The organism is Planktotalea sp., assembly GCF_050633725.1.
Taxonomy (GTDB): Bacteria; Pseudomonadota; Alphaproteobacteria; order Rhodobacterales; family Rhodobacteraceae; genus Planktotalea.
Map to the genome: position 1 here is coordinate 53,271 of NZ_JBOEHB010000020.1, position 17,599 is coordinate 70,869.

Below are 17,599 nucleotides of genomic sequence, written 5' to 3' on the forward strand. Positions count from 1 at the left end.
CGCTTAGGTCTCATCGCAAATTGGAACGGGCTGCGGTTTCGTGGCCCGTTCTTGTTTTGGCAGACGAGCTGCTCTACCACTTCTGTGCTTATGTGTTAGTAAGCAGCTGCTCTGAACGTGGAATTCAAGAAGTGACTGCAAGTAATTTCAATAACGCGGCCCGCGCCGCAAAGCTCTCCGTTGCACCTATGATGGATTGGACAGATCGGCATTGTCGGTTTTTCCATCGTCTCTTGTCGCAGCATGCGTTGCTTTACACTGAAATGGTCACATCACCTGCACTGGTGAGGGGCGGGGCGCTGCATTTATTGGATTACTCGCCCGAAGAACAGCCACTGGCGTTGCAACTTGGCGGTTCAAATCCCGCCGAGTTAGCCGAAGCGGCGCGCCTTGGGGCCGAAGCAGGGTATAGTGAAATCAACCTGAATGTCGGCTGTCCTTCGGATCGGGTTCAATCGGGAACGTTTGGCGCGATCTTGATGCGTGACCCTAAGTTGGTGGCAGAATGCTGCGCGGCGATGATCAAGGCGTCGCCCGTTGAAGTCACGGTGAAATGCCGCATCGGCGTGGATGATCAAGAGCCAAGCGATGTCTTGCCCGAGTTCATCGCGCGTGTTGCGGGGGCAGGGGTTGGCAGGTTCTCGATCCATGCACGCAAAGCGTGGTTGCAGGGGCTTAGTCCAAAAGAAAACCGCGATATTCCCCCGCTGGATTACGATCTGGTGCAGCAGATGAAGGGGCTGTTTCCAGCGCTTCATCTGAGCCTGAACGGCGGGATTGCAACGCTTGAGGATGCGATGGCTGCGCTAGATCGTGGAATGGACGGGGTGATGATCGGGCGCGCGGCCTATCATCAGCCTGCGGATATCTTGATGCAAGCGGATCATCTGATCTTCGGGCAAGCTCCGCTTGAGCGAACTCGCGAAGACATTGCGCTGCAAATGCTGCCTTATATCGACGCGCATATTCACAGTGGCGGCAAGTTGGGGCAGGTGACACGTCACATGCTTGGGCTTTTTGCGGGTCAACCCGGCGCTCGCCACTGGAAGCGGCACTTGTCAGAAAACGCGCATAAGCCCGACGCGGGTTCACACACGGTTGTCGAAGCGATTGAAAAGATGCACGCCGCGCGACCGGTTTTGTGTTAACGCCACTTGCGAGTACGTGGTGTTTCGGGCTTGAGTGCTGCAAACTGTGAAAGAGGCCATGATGTCTGATCCATTCCTGTTGATGCAAATGCTGATATTGTTGCTCATCACCGGTGCGATTGCTGGGGTGTTGGCAGGATTGTTGGGCGTTGGGGGCGGTATCGTTTTGGTGCCAGCCTTCTTTTACGTCTTTGGCGCGCTTGGGTTTGGCGGACCGCAGTTGATGCAGATTTGCTTGGCGACGTCTCTTGCGACGATCATCGTGACGTCTGTGCGCTCTGTTTTGAGCCATAACAAAAAGGGGGCTGTGGATTGGGACATTCTGCGGACTTGGGCTCCCGGCATCGTGATCGGCGCGCTTTGCGGGATGCTTGTTGCGTCCAGTTTACGCTCTGGAACGCTGCAATTCATCTTTGGCATTCTGGCCCTTATCGTCGGCACCTACATGAGCTTTGGACGCAGTTCATGGCGTTTGGCCGAGGCAATGCCGCAAGGCGCAAAGCGGATGGGGGTCTCGCCCTTACTGGGGTTCATGTCGGTCTTGATGGGGATTGGCGGCGGTAGTTTCGGCGTGCCCTTCATGTCGCTTCACGGGGTCGCAATCCATCGCGCAGTGGCGACAGCGGCAGGTTTCGGCGTTTTGATTGCGGTGCCTGCGGTGATTGGCTTTCTGTTTGTTCCAATCGAGCCAAGCGGGCGCCCACCGTTTACCTTGGGCGCGGTGAATTTGATTGCTTTCATCGTGGTCATCGCCATGACGTTGCTGACAGCCCCTTGGGGGGTACGCCTTGCACATGCGATGGATGCAGGGCCGTTGAAGAAGGCCTTTGGCGTGTTCTTGATCCTCGTCGCATTGAACATGCTGCGAAAAGCGATTGGTTGGTAATAGCCTTTAACTTAGGCTGGCGCAGCGAAGTGCTTGGACAGCTTCAAGCCTTGGCCTTGATAGTTCGACGCGATCCCAGCGCCGTAGAGCTGCTGGGGAACCTCTGCCATATGTTCGTAAACAAGACGCCCGACGACTTGTCCGTGCTCTAGAACAAACGGGGCTTCGTGGCAGCGCACTTCTAACACCCCGCGCGAGCCTGTGCCGCCAGCCGCGCTGTGACCAAAGCCCGGATCGAAGAATCCAGCGTAGTGAACCCGAAACTCGCCAACCATAGCGAGATAGGGCGCCATTTCGGCCGCGTAGGCTGGGGGAATGTGCACGGCTTCACGGCTCACCAGAATATAAAATGCGCCGGGGTCGAGAATGATTTGCCCGTCTTTGCTGCGGACCTCCTCCCAATATTCAGAAGGGTCGTAGTGGCCGATGTTGTCCAGATCAATGACGCCAGTATGTGGTTTGGCGCGATACCCGACCAGATCGGTGCCTTCGGGTTTAAGATCGACGGAAAAACCAAGACCGTCGTCTATCAAAGCCTCGCCGTTCACCAAAACGTCGCTTGCGTGTAGCGCATGCATTTCGGTGTCATCAAGAACGGCTTGGCCTTCTCGAAAACGAATTTGGTTCAAACGCATTCCAGGGCGTACAAGAACGGAAAAGGAGCGCGGGCAGATTTCAGCGTAGAGCGGTCCTTTGTAGCCAAGCGCGATGCGATCAAACTCGGCGCCGCCATCCGTGATCGTGCGCGTGAGCAGATCCAAGCGGCCAGTAGAGCTTTTTGCATTTGCGACTGCTTGCAAACCGTCGGGTAAGTCGAGGCTTTCCATCAAAGGCACCACATACACGCAGCCCTTTTCGAGAACCGCCCCGTCCGTCAAATCAATGCGGTGCATTTCAAATTCTTTGAGACGATCTTCTACGCGGCGCCCATGACCTGCGAGAAACGAAGCGCGCACGCGGTAGGCAACGCTACCAAGACGCAGATCAAGGCTTGCAGGTTGGATTTGCTCAGGAATGACAGAGGGCGATCCGCTGATCTGTCCCTGTGCAATCATTTGCTCTAGTCGCTGGCTGGGAAGAACACCTGTCATTTATCTGGCTCCAATCAATCGGGTGAGGGGGGCTTTAAATGAACAGTTCGAAACTCGTTTATAAGTGGTCGGGCTAGCAGGACTTGAACCTGCGACCTTCCGTCCCCCAGACGGACGCGCTACCAGACTGCGCCATAGCCCGACGCTTGATAAAGCGCTGTTTAATGGAACTGCATCAAAGGGCAAGCGCAAAATGTATGTCTGAGAGGCGCGTGCCAAAAGAGCTAGTGACTTTGCATTCTGTCACGCAAACTGCGCAGTTCCGCCAAATGCTCAGAGAGTTGATCGGCCAGCTCTGGAGAAATGCCACGCGCGCCGGGCAGAGCAGCTAACACGCCGGGTTTTGCTGTGTAGCTTGCCAATTCAGGTGCGATTTTGGCGACAGATGGCAGATCAATTGCTGGCGCGGGGGCTGGCGCTGGTTCTTCTGGTTGAACGGGCGCTGGTGCATCTTCGTTCTGATCCGACGCGGACGCGTCAACAGGCTCAGTTGTTTCAGCAAGCCTCGTGCGGTGCGTAAACATTGGCGCAGCTGGTGTTTCTACTTGCTGGGCTGGTTCCTCAGCGGGCAGCGCGGGAGCTGGGGGCTGCGATTCCGATGCGGCGTCATCTTGTGCCGTCTCGAGCGGCACATCAGCGGCGGGTTCTTGCGCGTCGTCGACAGATGTTTCAACGGGTTGAAGTCTTGCAACGGGATCGATTGTTAGTTTGGACGGCGCTTTTTCAGCGGTAGGCGCTGGCTCCGCTTCGGGCTCAGGTTCGCCGCTAGGGGTTTCCTGCATTTGCGGTTGTTTGGGCGCGTCTTCGACCTGAGCTGTCGGGGTGCGGCGCATGAAAGCAGGCAGGGCATCGCTGCCAAAGGCTGGCGCGTCACTAGACGTCTCAGGCGCGCTTGCTTGGCTCTCTGGCTCTGGCTCTGGCTCTGGCTCTGGCTCGATCGTTGGTTCTTCTGGACTGTCTTTTGCGGCTTCAACAGGCAGAGGCGTTTCAGCCTGTGCAGTCGGCTCAGCAAAGGCCGCTGTTTCCTGTGTGGGCGCTTCAGCAGGTATTTCTACAGGGTCTGGCGCAGCAACGTTTTCGGGCGCAGCTTGCTCGGTACGGTTTGGGAAACTCAGCACCGTGGCGGGTTCATCGACAACTGGCTCTGGCTGGGCATCTGGCTCAAAAGCGGCTTCAAGCAAGCCCGCTTCTTCCAAGAGGTCCTCTTCCAAAGGCTGGGACAGCTCGGCCACATGTTTCACGCCATGCTCGCGCAGCAGTTTTTGCGCGCCTTTGATCGTCAGGCCATCGTCGTGCAGCAGCTTTTTGATACCGCCGAGCAAACGCATATCAGCGGGGCGATAATAGCGCCGACCGCCTGCGCGTTTCACGGGTTTTACCTGCGTAAACTTGCTTTCCCAGAACCGCAGCACATGGGCTGGCGTCTCTAGCCACTCAGCGACTTCGCTGATTGTACGAAAAGCGTCCTTTGACTTGGCCATCGCGGCAGCGCTCCTGCTTTAGCGTTTGTTGCCGTCTGCGACGCGATCTTTCATCAAATGCGACGGGCGGAACGTCAAAACGCGGCGCGGATTGATTGGAACCTCTTGTCCCGTTTTAGGATTACGGCCAACGCGGGCCGCTTTGTCACGCACGCTAAAAGTGCCAAAGGATGAAATTTTCACCTGTTCGCCAGCGACAAGTGCATCAGACAAATGCGTCAGAATGTTTTCAACCAAATCTGCGGATTCATTGCGAGATAGACCGACCTCACGAAACACTGCTTCGCTAAGGTCCATACGCGTTAAAGTTTTTTCAGTCATAAGCGCCCCCAAGGCAATTGAGCTACCTTAAGGGCAGGGGGAAAAATGAGTCAAGTGCGTCGTGCTAAGAATGCGTGCGGAAAGGTCTATCTATCAGTGGTTTACCAGCGTAAAACGACTGCGCCCCAAGCCAAACCACCGCCAATGGCTTCTGTCACTACCAAATCGCCCGGCTTTATCTTGCCCTCTGACTTTCCGACAGAAAGTGCGAGAGGGATGGACGCCGCAGAGGTGTTGCCATGATCCTGCACCGTCACGATGACATTTTCCATCGGCACGTTCATCTTTTTGGCGGTGCCTTTGATGATACGAATATTGGCTTGATGCGGCACAACCCAGTCCACATCTTCTGATTGAACGCCAGCTTTTTCCATCGCGGTGTGCGCGGTCGCTGCCAGCTTTTCTACGGCGTGGCGAAAGACTTCTTTGCCCTCCATCCGCAGGTAGCCTGTTGTCTTGGTGGACACGCCGCCATCGACATAAAGAATATCGCGGTAAGTGCCGTCCGAGTTGAGGTCTGTCGAAAGAACACCGCGATCTTTTGCGCTGCCTTCACCCGAAGCGGCTTCGAGGATCAAAGCGCCCGCGCCGTCACCGAATAACACGCAGGTGCCACGGTCGGTCCAATCCATGATCCGACTGAATGTTTCTGCGCCAATGACCATCACGCGTTTAGCTGTTCCTGCAACGATCAAGGCATTGGCATTGGCCAACGCAAAAATGAAACCCGCACAAACCGCTTGGACATCAAAGGCAAAGCCGCCTGTCATTCCGATTTTGCTCTGAACCATTGTCGCGGCAGAAGGAAAGGTGAGATCGGCTGTCGAGGTCGCCACGATGAGCGCGTCGATATCGCTCGCATCCAAACCTGCGTCTGCAAGGGCTGCGCGTGCGGCGTGCGCAGCAAGGTCGGATGTGCATTCATCTTCGGCCGCAAAATGACGCCGCTCGATTCCAGAGCGTGAGATGATCCATTCGCTGGACGTATCGAGCGTTTTTTCGAAATGCGCGTTCGGAACAGCATTTTCCGGCAGATAATGCCCAACCCCTTTGATCTGTGCTCTTATCATTTGGGTGGGGTCTCCTCAGCGATGGTCTGCGCCGCAGCTTGGGTGCTTGCCGCGATGCGTTTTGCCAGTCTGTCTGAAAAGCCGGACTGTGCAAGGCGAAACGCAAGGTTAATTGCCGCAGCGACGCCCGTCGCATCGGCCGAACCATGTGATTTTACAACCGTACCGTTTAAACCAAGAAAAACACCGCCGTTTACGCGGCGCGGGTCGATGCGCTGCTGCAAACGTCTGAGCGATGTGTAGGCAAGGAGCGAGGCAACCTTTGACGCGATTGAATAGGCAAACGCCTCTCGCAGCCGCTGACCGATTAGACTTGCCGTGCCTTCGCCAGTTTTGAGCGCGACGTTGCCCGTAAATCCATCGGTAACAATGACATCGGCGTGATCGCCGGGAATGTCCCCGCCTTCGACAAAGCCAACATATTCAAAGTCCGCGGCTTCAGCTTGCCCTTCAATCAGCTCGCTTGCGTCATGCAGTTCAGAGCGACCTTTGTGCTCTTCCGTGCCAACGTTGAGCAGCCCGACACGAGGGCGCGCGATGCTGAGGCCATTTCGAGCATAGGACACACCCATGAGCGCATATTGAAGAAGGTCAGTCGCATCCGCGCGAATATCTGCGCCCACATCCAACATAACGTTGAACCCGTGTTCCGAGCGCGACGGCCACAAAATGCCAATCGCGGGGCGGTTTACACCAGCCAGCTTACGCAGGCGGATCATGCTCATCGCCATCAAAGCACCAGTGTTGCCACAAGAGACGCAGGCGGCCGCTTCACCGTTTTTAACCGCATCAATCGCGGACCACATAGAGGTGTTTTTGCCAGTGCGCAGAGTCTGGCTTGGCTTGTCGGTCATCTTAACAACGTCAGGAACGTCGCGGATGTCGCATTTGCCAGATAATTCTTTGCGCCGCTTTACCAGCGGGTCAAGCACATCGGCGGGGCCATGTAAGATAAACCCTAAGTCTGGATTCGACACCGCACAACGCGAAACACCGGCGACAATAGCCGCCGGTCCCTCATCTCCGCCCATAGCGTCGATAGATAAAATGATACGCTTACCATCTGTTGTCATAGGATCAGTGAATTGATCTGTAGACACCTTCATAAAACGTACCTCGCGGGTTGGTTATGCCGCGTCTTCGTCCAGATCAATCTCGTCTGCTTGTGCAACGATCTCTTTGTTGTCGTAGTGGCCGCAAGCAGGGCATACGTGATGTGGACGACGTAGCTCGCCACAGTTAGAGCATTCGTTTGGGTTCGCTGCAACCAATGCGTCATGCGCACGACGGTTGTTGCGGCGTGATTTGGATACTTTGTTCTGCTGGACAGCCATGTCGCAACCTATCAATGTTCGGGGCCCCAGATGGGCCGTTGTATGGGTCTAGCAGGCACATATGCGAGGGCACGCCGCCTGTCCAACCCTAAATTCGCTAGAGCGCGCGAAAATAGGGAAGAAAGTTAAGTGTGCAAGCGATTCTTCATCGGCATTGCCGCTATCGGGTAGAAACTTAAGTTTCTCGGGGCTTTCAAGTGGAAACTGTCGGTTTCTGCGCTTTGTTTCGGGGTGGTGATTCCATCTGGAGTGTTCGTTTTATGCGCTCTGGTGCGTGAATAGGTGGAAATGGTAACTTTGTCGCATCTCTAGGGTGGTGCTTAACAGGCGAACCCCTTAGGTCTCAGGGCAATATTCAAAGCAATCTCCTGCCGCTATTTGGTTTCGCGATTCTGGTTCGATTCTGCGAATCTGGCGAGAGCGGGTCAGGGCTTGCCGCTAATTTGACAGAGATTTCATCATGGCTTCTGAAGGCACGCATTTGGACCCCGAAAACTGGGATGATTTTGGCCGCGACATGCATGCGCTTTTGGACCATTGCCTTGAGCGCATGAAAAACGCGCGTGATCTGCCCTGGCGGCCCAAGCCAGAGGATATGGGAAGCCGTATGTCCTTGCGCGCAGGAACGAATGGGGTGGGCTCAGAGCGCGCGATGCAGCATCTTGTGCAAGACATTATGCCCTTTGCGACAGGCAACACGCTCCAAGGTTCTTTGGCTGGGTTCACGGCGCGGGCTTGCCTGTCTCGGTGGGGGCAGAGTTGGTCGCAGCAACGATGAACAGCAATTGCGGCGGGCGCGATCATGGCGCGATGGAAGTCGAGCGCGCAACGCTTGATTGGCTACTGGATGTTTCTGGTTTGCCCGACACCGCTTCGGCCATTTTAACCACCGGCACATCAAACGCCACGATCCTCGCGCTGACAGCTGCCCGCAACAAACGGTTCGGGCAAGACGTGCGTCAAACGGGTATCCAAGAGTTGCCAAAGGTTGCGGTCTATGTGCGCAAGGGGACGCATTCCTGCATTGGCAAGGCATTAGAGTCTATGGGTTATGGCAGTGATGCCATTCACGTTGTTGAAACAAACGACGATATGCGGATGAACCTTTCCTCGCTTGCAGAGGCGGTCGCGCGAGATCGTGCGCAGGGGCGGGTTCCTTTGGCTGTCATTGGCACCGCAGGCTCGGTGAACACAGGGGCATATGATGCTCTGCATGACATTGCGGATTTTTGCGAAGAGCAAGGCATTTGGTTTCACGTTGATGCGGCCTTCGGGTTTTGGGCGCGTTTGGCGCAGGCCCCTTGGGCGCATCTGGTTGAGGGTATGGAGCGGGCCAATTCTATCGCCTGCGATTTTCACAAGTGGATGTCAGTGCCATATGACTGCGGCGCTTGCATGATCTATGATCGCACACTGCATTTCGACACGTTTACATCGCGTCCGAACTATCTTGAGCAACAAGAACAAGGGCTTGGCGGCGGCGATTTGTGGTTTTGCGATTATGGCTTAGAGCTGTCTCGTGGGTTTCGCGCGCTCAAGGTTTGGACAGCGATCAAATCCATTGGAACCGAAGCGTTTGCAAACTCGATTACCGACAATTGTAAGCAGGGCGCACTAATGGCCGAGCTTGTCGATGCATCAGATGTGTTAGAGCTCGCTTTTGATGTGTCGTCGAATGTGTGCTGTTTCTATATCGCGCACGGCGACGTCAACGAAGTTGCTGCCGAATTGCAGCTAAGCGGTGAAGCGGTGTTTTCTACGACCTTTATCAAGGAAAAGCCGTGCCTGCGCGCGGCCTTGGTTAACCATCGCACAACATCTGATGACATTCGTCAATCTATTCAAGCGGTTGAGAAGGCCGTGCGCCGTCGAGCTTAGCTCGGGGCGCGGCGGATATACCAAAGCGCAAAGAGGATGTTTGGCACCCAGCAAGACCACGCCAGAAAGGTGTAGACCTCTGAGTACGGCATGGAAAAGCCAAAGTGAAAGACCAACAATTGCAGACGCAGTGTGACCGCCGCGAAGGTCAAAGCGAAGGAGCAAATCATCCAGCGTCTGTGTTGCGCAATTTTGCGCGCGCGCGCCAGCAGCACAGCTTGGCCCGTCGCTATCAGCCAAAATATGGCCAACATGGCAAACCCTACGGTCGCGAGGCCGCCTTCGATATTGAACGCGATGTTCAGGCCGGCCAACCCTCCAATTGCGACCGCAACAGCGTAGATACGGCCCATCCAGCGGTGCAAGCCTATGTACCGGTGCCGCAGCGATTGAATCATCTGGAACGCGCCTACCGCCAAAGCAAGTGAGCTGGCAAAGATATGGAGCAAAAACTCGACGCGCGCGTCTTGGGTTTGATGGGTCAGATTTTTGAAGACGAGGTCAATATCTGCAACAAAGAAGCGCAAGGTGAGCGCCGCGACCAAGACGCTCAGGACAACGATAAGCGGTGTGGAAATCTTTTCAAAAAACATATTGGGACTTTCAAATGAGCATATGAAAAAAGTGTACACGCGCCTGTCTGACACCAAGATCAGAAAGACGCGCGATTGAAATAGTGGGCAAATGCTTTGCCCGATCGTACTGAAAAAACCTTGCCTAATTAAGCTGACAGAAGCGCCCTTGCGGCTTGAGCTTGATGCAAGGCCGCGACCTCACTGTCGGGCATAAAGAGAATTTGTCCGTTGTCCACCATATCGTAATAGGCTTCCAAGCTTAGATAATTCCCAAGCGTTGGATAGGGTGGATTAATGTAGCCGTAAACGGTTCCATCAACCTGTATTTCGATCCGTGAAGTCGGGTTTTCAAATGATCCGCCCGGCAAATCCCTAATTCTGACAGTCTCAAATTCAATTTGATCCAAGCTCGGTGCCGTTTCGCCCGTATAGGTTAGAATGATCTGCTCTGACGTGTCAGAGAGGTCTTGAATCACATTCCAAAACGGCGAGGTTTCCGCACTTGGCTCGCGAATGATAAAGGTGTCTTCGCCTAGACCGCCTCGTGAAATGGTGTTTTCTGCCGTGACAATCGTGTCGTCGCCGCTTCCACCATCAATATAGGACGTCTCGCTTATGATCGCTTCCGCGTAACGCTGGTTGTTAAACCTGTTCACATGATAAGCGGTGTCGCCACCTTCGCCGACGATGGTGTCATTGCCATCTCCACCATAAAGCTTGGCGATCCCGTTTTCATTGCTGACCAAAAGATCGTTTCCGCTACCACCATATGCATCAAGGTCATGGCCTGCGCCGACAATCGTATCATCGCCTGCTTCGCCATAGACTGTGTCTGGATCGAGACGTTCTTGGCCTGCATTGGTGGTTACGATCGTCGCGCTCAGACCACTGCCCGCGGGCGCCCAATGTTGGCGTTGGCTTTCGTCTACTATATCGGTTCCGGGGTTGATCAGATCGTTGCCGTCACCTGCGTTGATCAAATCACCAGTGTCGCCGCCAAGGATCATATCATCTTCATCGGATCCTGTAAGCGTGTCTGCACCGTCGGTCCCTGCGATCACGTTAAATTGCGGGGGCTCTGGCGTGGTGTCGGTGTCGGGCAGGGTAGGGCCATTTTCGCCCTGCGATGCGAGGAAGGCATAGGTTTGTTCTTCATTCAGGAAGACAATGTCTTCGAGATTTATCTCATCAGCGCCGATGCCGCTAAATTGCATTACCGCGACGCCGTCATTCATCAGGAGCGCGTCGCCCGTGTCGGGGTCTGTCCCAATACTAAAGTTTGCGCTGTGTGCGGCATCGCTAAAGGGGACAACGATTGTGTCTTCTGCCGGAACGTAATCTGAAACGACGCTGAGGTCGGTTCCCGGCAGGAAGTAATCGCTGCCGTCGCCGCCAGTCATCTGCGCCGAGCTTGTTGTCCACAGGATATCATCGCCCGAGTCGCCGTAAAGTTCGTTATAAGCGCCTTCGGTGCGAAGCAGATCGTTTCCGTCACCTGCGTAGATCGTGTCATTGCCAAAATCGCCATCGATGGTGTCGTTGCCATCATCACCAACAAGGAAATCATCGCCCGCATAGCCATCGAGGATATCATCCCCAAAACCAGCAAATATCGTGTCGTTGAATTCGGAGCCAGTCAGTGTTTGATCGATAACAATTACGCCATCGGGCTGAATGACAACTGAGCCGTCCATGGTGTCTTCACCGCCGTCCGTGGTGTCTTCACCACCGTCCGTGGTGTCTTCACCACCATCAGTCGTATCCTCGCCGCCGTCGCTCGTGTCTTCGCCTTCTGTGCCATTCCCGAGCAGATTCAGATCGTCTTGCGAAAGGAAAGTGATATCTTCAATCGAGATATCTCCGAGCTGTAGACCTTCAAGGCGTACAACCGGGGTTTCATGCCCTAGCGGGACGCCTGCGTTTTGATCTGTATAGAGCGCGAGATTTCCAGTGGGATCTTCCGCGAACCAATAGTCCTCTGGGCTTGCATCCCCTTCAAGACCAATAGCCAAAATATCTTCGCCAATTGTGAAATCTTCGATTTTTGTGTTGTAAGCATAGAGGTTTACGCTTTGCGCATCCGTTGAGTTATGCGCGATGAACAGGTCTTCGCCTTCTCCGCCTACCATGATCGAATTTTCATCTTGGCTCCACAGCGTGTCATCGCCGCTGCCCCCGTCAAGAATTGCGATCGACGTTTCAGCAGGGCTTTCTTCGATCAACAGATCATTGCCTGCACCACCAAGTAGGATGTCCACGCCATCATCCGCACCGCGGTCAATGAGCGTATCGTTGCCGTCGCCTCCATCCAGCAGATCGCTGCCGCTAGAATCTGTGATCAGATCATTGCCCGCGCCGCCATAGGCTTCATCGCGCGCGGCGCCACCTTCGATAATGTCATTGCCATCGCCGCCAAGCAGCAGGTCTTCGCCATCATATCCGAAAAGCTCATCGTCGCCGTTTCCGCCGTCGAGCGTGTCGTCCCATTCGGTACCATGCACCGTATCGTTGCCACTGTTGTCAAACAGCAAGGAACCCGCGCCAAGCGCACCAAGAATTGATAAATAAACAAGCATTAACACAGCCCCCACTGGTTACGAATACGCTTGACGTTGGGGGAAGTTTCCTCGTTTTACAAGGCTAAATTGTCTCATGGCAGGGCATTAGAAGAAAAGCCCGGCGTCAAAATCATCTGCAGCTGTTATTTTTTCCCGGCAGATCCACCAACCTCGAGGACGTTGTCGTGATCTACAAGGTTCCAGGTCAGCCCGTCATTGCGATAGATACGTTTGCCGAGTTTGGTGTAATCGCCAACGTCATGGGGAAGGCGTTGACCTACTACGATGCAGCGGAAGGTTTCATCGCCCGTGTTCTTGATCGAATGGGCAAGTCCACCTTTTCGGTAGCCGATGAAATCGCCCGCGCCAATCTCGTGCGGCGTATCGCCGATGTAAGCTGTGGCTGTGCCGCTCAAAACGTAAACGCATTCATCTTCGTGGTGATGAACGTGGTGCTCTGTGCTTTCAAATCCGGGTTCAATTTCAATGATGTGAAAACCGAAGCCCGTCAGGCCCGTCATATCGCCCAAGGATTTATTAAGCCGCACCGCGTTCTCATTTAGGAAGTGGGTTTTGTGTACCCCCTCAAGCGCTTTGATGTCTGCCGCTTTTACGAGATAGGTTTCTTCGCTCATGAGCCGCCCTCTAGCTTGTCTTTCAGCGCGGCAAGTCCTGCGAAGGGTTTCGCACTGTCATCGCTCAGGGCATCTTTACCCGGTTCTGTTACGTTCAGAGCGCCAAGTTCAGCGCCTTCTATGCGCGGATAGTCTGGCAGAGCGAGCGCCAAGGCTTCGCTCATGACCGCCCACAAATCGATTTCGCGCCCTAAAGGCTCGATTGAATCGTCCTCCAGCATTGCGGTGCCGCCAAATTCGTCTTCTTCGACGTCATTTGACGCGGTTGGCATTTCAACCACAAAGCGTCGCGTGATTTCGGTATCAATCCGCGTTGTCACGGGCTCTAGCGTAACGGTGCAGGGCTGCACGGCAGTTGCGCCGAGGTGGGCGTTGAGAACCCAGTCTTGTTTCCCCGCCGGGCTAAGGCTTCCTTTGAAGATCGTCTTTCGCAGACCGATCAAACCCAGATCTGCCATCAAGGCTTTGAGCTGGGCTGCTTCCAAGCGATGTTCAAAATGGGTCGTTTTGCGCCGCGCTAGGGCACTGGTGTCGAGTATAAAGTCGGGGAAAGCGCGCGTTTCATCCATGGGCTGGAGTTTTCCTTTCTTGAACGTCGGGCGTTCGTGTCGTATCGAGATAACAAGGCAGAGCAGGCCAAGACAAGAGGGCACCTCTATGCGGGCAATAGGAAATACAGTTAAATTCGGCGCAGCACTCGTATTGTGTGCGTCTTTAGCGGCGTGCAGCGCCACGTATCGCAATCATGGCTATGTGCCACTTGAAGAAGATCTTTCGCAAATTGCTGTCGGTGTTGATACGCGTGAAACAGTGGCCGAACGTATCGGAACCCCATCATCTGCGGGCGTGTTAAACGAGAGCGGCTACTACTATGTACAGAGCCGCGTTAAGCAGTTCGCGTGGCAAAAGCCTGAAGTGATTGACCGTCAAGTCGTCGCTGTGAGCTTTACTCAAGCTGGTATCGTAGAGAATGTGGGCCGCTATACGCTACAGGATGGACAAGTGGTTCCGCTTGCGCGTCGGATCACACGTAATGGCCAAGATGTCAGCGTTATCCGCAAAATCCTGAGCAACCTTGGCGGATTTTCCGCAAGCAACTTCCTTAACTAAGCTCGAACTCTTAGGGCGAGGGATCTGCTAGAGCGCGCAAGCGCTCCAGCAGGCGTTTCAGCTGCGTTACACTTTGAATTGCGACGCGGCGCGCGCCAACTCTTCAATGCCAGCCCAATCACGTGCCGCGATTAGCTCTTTCGGGCAGACCCAGCTGCCCCCCGCGCAGACAGTGTTCGGCAAGCTAAGATAGTCGTTAGCGTTCTTCGGGCTTACGCCGCCTGTTGGACAAAAACGCACTTGTGGAATAGGTGCGCCAATCGCCTTGAGCGCTGCTGCGCCGCCTGCCGCTTCGGCAGGGAAGAATTTCTGCACACTATATCCGCGCTCCAGCAGGCGCATTGCTTCGCTTGCTGTGGCAACGCCGGGCAAAAGCGGCATGTCTTCCGCTTCGCAAGCGTCTAGCAAAATATCGGTTGCACCCGGTGAGACACCAAAGACCGCGCCAGCGGCCTTTGCTGCGCGAACGTCTTCGGGTGTCAAAAGCGTGCCTGCCCCAACAACCCCGCCCTCTACTTTGGCCATTTCGGAAATCACCTCTAGTGCTGCTTCAGTGCGCAACGTGACTTCGAGTGCGGGCAATCCACCCTTCACCAGCGCCTCAGCTAAAGGGCGGGCGATTGCTGCATCCTCTACCACAAGGACCGGAACGATCGGAGCGAGTTTACATATTTCCAGCGCGCGGGCGCTGGCTTGTTGTGGGGTTATCATTTCGACGGGTCCTTAAACTACGACGCCTGCGCCAGTATCGGCGCTGCCAACGGATTGGCGGAAGACATCAAACAATTCACGTCCGACACCGTTGCCATTGTGGCTAAGGTCGGGAGTGGCGGGGGCGCGATCAAGCGCGCCTGTGGTGAGTATTTCCAATGTGCCTTGCGTGGCATCAACGCGGATTATGTCGCCGTCTTGAACACGGGACAAGGGGCCACCTGCGGCGGCTTCGGGACTGACATGGATGCAGGCAGGCACTTTGCCCGATGCACCCGACATACGTCCATCTGTCACCAGCGCCACTTTATGTCCGCGCTGCATCGTCACGGTGAGCGCAGGCGTGAGGCCATGAAGTTCGGGCATGCCATTTGCCTTTGGTCCCTGAAAGCGCACGACAATAACAACATCTTTGTCGAACTCTCCGGCTTTGAACGCCTCCTTTACAGCGTCTTGGCTGTGAAAGACGCGGGCAGGGGCTTCAACGATTTGGTTCTCGGGGGCGACAGCCGAAACTTTCATCATGCCGTGGCCGAGATTGCCCTTTAACTGCTTAAGGCCGCCGCTGGCTTGGAAGGGGTCTTCAGCAGTTCGCAAGATCTTGTCATTTGCGCTCACGCGCGCGCCCTCGCGGAAAATGAGAGCCCCGGCATCTAATGCTGGCTCTTGCGCATAAAGCCCCAAGCCATCGCCTGAGACGGTCTTCACATCTTCATGCAGCAGACCAGCGTCAAGCAAGCGCCCGATCATATAGGGCAACCCGCCTGCGGCGTGGAAATGGTTCACGTCCGCCAAGCCATTCGGGTAGACCTTTGCCATAAGCGGCACCACAGAGGAAATGGCATCGAAATCTTCAAGGCGCAGTTCGACACCCGCAGCGCGCGCCATTGCAGGCAGGTGAAGCACAAGATTGGTTGACCCACCTGTGGCCATCAAGCCCACGATGCCATTCACAAATGCGCGCGCATCAAGAACGTCGCAGACGGGGCGGTAATCATTGCCAAGTGCGGTGATTGAAAGAGCGCGGGTTGCGGCCTCTTTTGTCAACGCATCACGAAGCGGGGTGCCGGGATTGACAAAAGAAGAGCCGGGTAAATGTAGCCCCATAAACTCCATCAACATCTGATTGGAGTTTGCTGTTCCATAGAATGTGCAGGTGCCCGCCGAGTGATAAGACGCCATTTCGGCGCGCATCAAAGCCGCGCGATCTACTTTCCCTTCGGCAAATTCATTGCGCACGCGCGCTTTTTCATCATTTGGGAGGCCAGATTGCATAGGGCCAGCCGGTACAAAAATTCCCGGAATGTAACCGAAGGTTGCAGCGGCGATGATTAGGCCGGGAACAATTTTGTCGCAAACGCCCAAGTAAGCGGCGGCATCAAAAGTGTTGTGCGACAGACCGATCCCCGCCGAGAGCGCGATGACGTCGCGCGAAAAAAGCGAAAGCTCCATCCCCGTTTGACCTTGGGTCACCCCGTCGCACATTGCAGGAACGCCGCCTGCGACTTGGGCGGTGCCGCCTGCGGCTTTTGCTGCATCTTTCAAAAGGGCTGGATAACCTTCAAAGGGCTGATGCGCTGAGAGCATATCATTATAGGCCGTCACAATGCCAAGGTTTGGGGCAGGGGTTTCGGCAAGTGTTTGTTGGCTATCGCCCATCGCCGCATAGGCGTGGGCTTGATTGCCGCAAGTCAGATGCGCGCGGCGCGGCCCCTCTGAAGCAGCGGCGCGCATTTGCGCCATATAGGCCGAGCGACGCTCGAATGAGCGTTCTAATATACGGTCAGTCGTCTCTTTAAGGACGTGATGCAAGCTCATATGCGCGGATTCCTTAGTTAACGGGCTTTGTTTGAATGCTTTGGTTGTCAGTCTAGTAACTAATGTTAGCGCTAACGTCGATAGGCAGGAGAGCATTTCGGAAGATATTTTTTGATTGCATTTTGTCGCAATCGACAGGGGGGCAGCCTTGCTTGAGCCATCTAATGATCACTGTGCAGTCACCGCTTTGCCCCATTTTTGCCGCGCTCAAAATCCATCTTGAGGTTGCACACACTCAGAACTCTAGAGGCCGATAGGTCAGGAGGACGTTATGAAGACTATCAAAACACTCATGCTGATCCTAGTTGCGGTCAGCGTCTCAGCATGCGCTGGCCCACAAATGGCCAGTCGAAATGCAACAGGCCCTGCTGTTACAAGCAACACAGGGCTTGCGCATTCTGGCAACGCAGTTGCTCAGCTTGAAAGTACGAATGTTTTTATCCCCGACGTGGATATTGCGAAAATCACAGTGGATGTGCCTCGCACACTTACTGTGTCAGAAAAGAACACGTACTATCCCAAGGGCGATATCGTTTGGCGCGGGGATATGTTCGGTGATCGGCACGAACAAGTTAAAGCCATCGTGATGCAAAGTGCGCAGAGCACTGCCGAGCGTTTGCAAGGCAGCCGCCCTGTTCATATGCATATTCAAGTGACCCGTTTCCACGGTCTGTCTGAGAAGGCGCGCTATAGCACTGGTGGCGTGCACAACATTAACTTCTTTGTCACGCTGCTGGATCCCGAAACAGGCGCAACGCTACGTCCATCGCGACTGGTTGTATCTAACCTAGATGCTTTGAAGGGCGACGCTGCCATTCGAGCTGACGGTTTGGGCAACACGCAGAAACACCGTGTCACGACGTTCCTGTCGCAGGTCATTCAAACCGAACTGACCCAACCAATGGGCTATGTTGACACCAATACCGGGATGTTTGTTGCGCTAAACCGCCAATGATCCTTTTCACAGCCGTATGAAATCGCTA

The 17,599-nt window shown here is 54.9% G+C and carries 18 protein-coding genes and 1 tRNA gene; 6 read left to right on the plus strand and 13 right to left on the minus strand.

Annotated features, from left to right (window positions below):
- Window positions 1-131: 131 nt before the first annotated feature.
- Both dusA and ACRBCU_RS15925 read left to right on the plus strand, forming a co-directional pair.
- On the plus strand, window positions 132-1,148 hold the full coding sequence (gene dusA / locus ACRBCU_RS15920; protein ID WP_431366378.1) for a tRNA dihydrouridine(20/20a) synthase DusA: 1,017 nt from the start codon (window positions 132-134) through the stop codon (window positions 1,146-1,148).
- A gap of 61 nt (window positions 1,149-1,209) precedes the next feature.
- Complete coding sequence (locus ACRBCU_RS15925; protein WP_431366379.1) at window positions 1,210-2,034, plus strand: sulfite exporter TauE/SafE family protein; 825 nt, start codon at window positions 1,210-1,212, stop codon at window positions 2,032-2,034.
- A gap of 11 nt (window positions 2,035-2,045) precedes the next feature.
- Here ACRBCU_RS15925 and ACRBCU_RS15930 read toward each other — a convergent pair whose 3' ends face one another.
- The 7 genes from ACRBCU_RS15930 to rpmF form a co-directional block, all read right to left on the minus strand.
- A complete protein-coding gene (locus ACRBCU_RS15930) occupies window positions 2,046-3,125 on the minus strand; it encodes a 2'-deoxycytidine 5'-triphosphate deaminase (RefSeq protein ID WP_431366380.1) in 1,080 nt (359 codons plus the stop codon).
- Between the two features lie 65 nt (window positions 3,126-3,190).
- Window positions 3,191-3,267: transfer RNA gene (locus tag ACRBCU_RS15935), tRNA-Pro, on the minus strand.
- 82 nt (window positions 3,268-3,349) lie between these two features.
- Window positions 3,350-4,606, minus strand: a complete 1,257-nt coding sequence (locus ACRBCU_RS15940; protein ID WP_431366381.1) for a MerR family transcriptional regulator — start codon at window positions 4,604-4,606, stop codon at window positions 3,350-3,352.
- An 18-nt stretch (window positions 4,607-4,624) separates the two neighbouring features.
- Window positions 4,625-4,927 carry an integration host factor subunit alpha gene (gene ihfA / locus ACRBCU_RS15945; RefSeq protein WP_431366382.1) on the minus strand — a complete coding sequence of 101 codons (303 nt, stop codon included), beginning with the start codon at window positions 4,925-4,927 and terminating at the stop codon, window positions 4,625-4,627.
- 101 nt (window positions 4,928-5,028) lie between these two features.
- On the minus strand, window positions 5,029-5,997 hold the full coding sequence (locus tag ACRBCU_RS15950; protein ID WP_431366383.1) for a beta-ketoacyl-ACP synthase III: 969 nt from the start codon (window positions 5,995-5,997) through the stop codon (window positions 5,029-5,031).
- Window positions 5,994-7,103 (minus strand): phosphate acyltransferase PlsX, encoded by a 1,110-nt coding sequence (gene plsX, locus ACRBCU_RS15955; protein WP_431366384.1) that lies wholly within the window; start codon window positions 7,101-7,103, stop codon window positions 5,994-5,996. The genes ACRBCU_RS15950 and plsX overlap by 4 nt, the downstream gene beginning before the upstream one ends.
- Window positions 7,104-7,124: 21 nt before the next feature.
- Window positions 7,125-7,331, minus strand: coding sequence for a 50S ribosomal protein L32 (gene rpmF / locus ACRBCU_RS15960; RefSeq protein ID WP_431366385.1), 207 nt, complete (start codon window positions 7,329-7,331; stop codon window positions 7,125-7,127).
- A gap of 460 nt (window positions 7,332-7,791) precedes the next feature.
- Here rpmF and ACRBCU_RS15965 point away from each other — a divergent pair, with 460 nt between their 5' ends.
- Both ACRBCU_RS15965 and ACRBCU_RS15970 read left to right on the plus strand, forming a co-directional pair.
- The gene (locus ACRBCU_RS15965) at window positions 7,792-8,109 is read left to right on the plus strand and encodes a hypothetical protein (RefSeq protein ID WP_431366386.1); all 318 of its coding nucleotides are present in this window, start codon (window positions 7,792-7,794) and stop codon (window positions 8,107-8,109) included.
- The gene (locus ACRBCU_RS15970; protein WP_431366412.1) at window positions 8,079-9,209 is read left to right on the plus strand and encodes a pyridoxal phosphate-dependent decarboxylase family protein; all 1,131 of its coding nucleotides are present in this window, start codon (window positions 8,079-8,081) and stop codon (window positions 9,207-9,209) included. The genes ACRBCU_RS15965 and ACRBCU_RS15970 overlap by 31 nt, the downstream gene beginning before the upstream one ends.
- Here ACRBCU_RS15970 and ACRBCU_RS15975 read toward each other — a convergent pair.
- The 4 genes from ACRBCU_RS15975 to ACRBCU_RS15990 all read right to left on the minus strand — a co-directional run bounded on the left by ACRBCU_RS15975 (window position 9,206) and on the right by ACRBCU_RS15990 (window position 13,546).
- Window positions 9,206-9,802 (minus strand): DUF2306 domain-containing protein, encoded by a 597-nt coding sequence (locus ACRBCU_RS15975; protein WP_431366387.1) that lies wholly within the window; start codon window positions 9,800-9,802, stop codon window positions 9,206-9,208. The genes ACRBCU_RS15970 and ACRBCU_RS15975 overlap by 4 nt on opposite strands.
- A gap of 128 nt (window positions 9,803-9,930) precedes the next feature.
- On the minus strand, window positions 9,931-12,360 hold the full coding sequence (locus ACRBCU_RS15980) for a calcium-binding protein (RefSeq protein ID WP_431366388.1): 2,430 nt from the start codon (window positions 12,358-12,360) through the stop codon (window positions 9,931-9,933).
- A 125-nt stretch (window positions 12,361-12,485) separates the two neighbouring features.
- On the minus strand, window positions 12,486-12,977 hold the full coding sequence (locus tag ACRBCU_RS15985; RefSeq protein WP_431366389.1) for a cupin domain-containing protein: 492 nt from the start codon (window positions 12,975-12,977) through the stop codon (window positions 12,486-12,488).
- Window positions 12,974-13,546, minus strand: a complete 573-nt coding sequence (locus tag ACRBCU_RS15990; protein WP_431366390.1) for a YceD family protein — start codon at window positions 13,544-13,546, stop codon at window positions 12,974-12,976. The genes ACRBCU_RS15985 and ACRBCU_RS15990 overlap by 4 nt, the downstream gene beginning before the upstream one ends.
- 88 nt (window positions 13,547-13,634) lie before the next feature.
- On the opposite strand from ACRBCU_RS15990, the gene ACRBCU_RS15995 reads away from it, so the two are divergent.
- The gene (locus ACRBCU_RS15995) at window positions 13,635-14,087 is read left to right on the plus strand and encodes an outer membrane protein assembly factor BamE (protein WP_431366391.1); all 453 of its coding nucleotides are present in this window, start codon (window positions 13,635-13,637) and stop codon (window positions 14,085-14,087) included.
- Window positions 14,088-14,153: 66 nt separating this feature from the next.
- On the opposite strand, the gene eda is transcribed toward ACRBCU_RS15995, so the two are convergent.
- Together eda and edd are read right to left on the minus strand one after the other, a co-directional pair.
- A complete protein-coding gene (gene eda / locus ACRBCU_RS16000) occupies window positions 14,154-14,798 on the minus strand; it encodes a bifunctional 4-hydroxy-2-oxoglutarate aldolase/2-dehydro-3-deoxy-phosphogluconate aldolase (RefSeq protein WP_431366392.1) in 645 nt (214 codons plus the stop codon).
- A gap of 12 nt (window positions 14,799-14,810) precedes the next feature.
- Complete coding sequence (edd, locus tag ACRBCU_RS16005; protein ID WP_431366393.1) at window positions 14,811-16,616, minus strand: phosphogluconate dehydratase; 1,806 nt, start codon at window positions 16,614-16,616, stop codon at window positions 14,811-14,813.
- A gap of 271 nt (window positions 16,617-16,887) precedes the next feature.
- On the opposite strand from edd, the gene ACRBCU_RS16010 reads away from it, so the two are divergent.
- Window positions 16,888-17,571: a DUF6778 family protein gene (locus tag ACRBCU_RS16010; RefSeq protein WP_431366394.1), complete on the plus strand. Its 684-nt coding sequence runs from the start codon at window positions 16,888-16,890 to the stop codon at window positions 17,569-17,571.
- Window positions 17,572-17,599 lie beyond the last annotated feature (28 nt).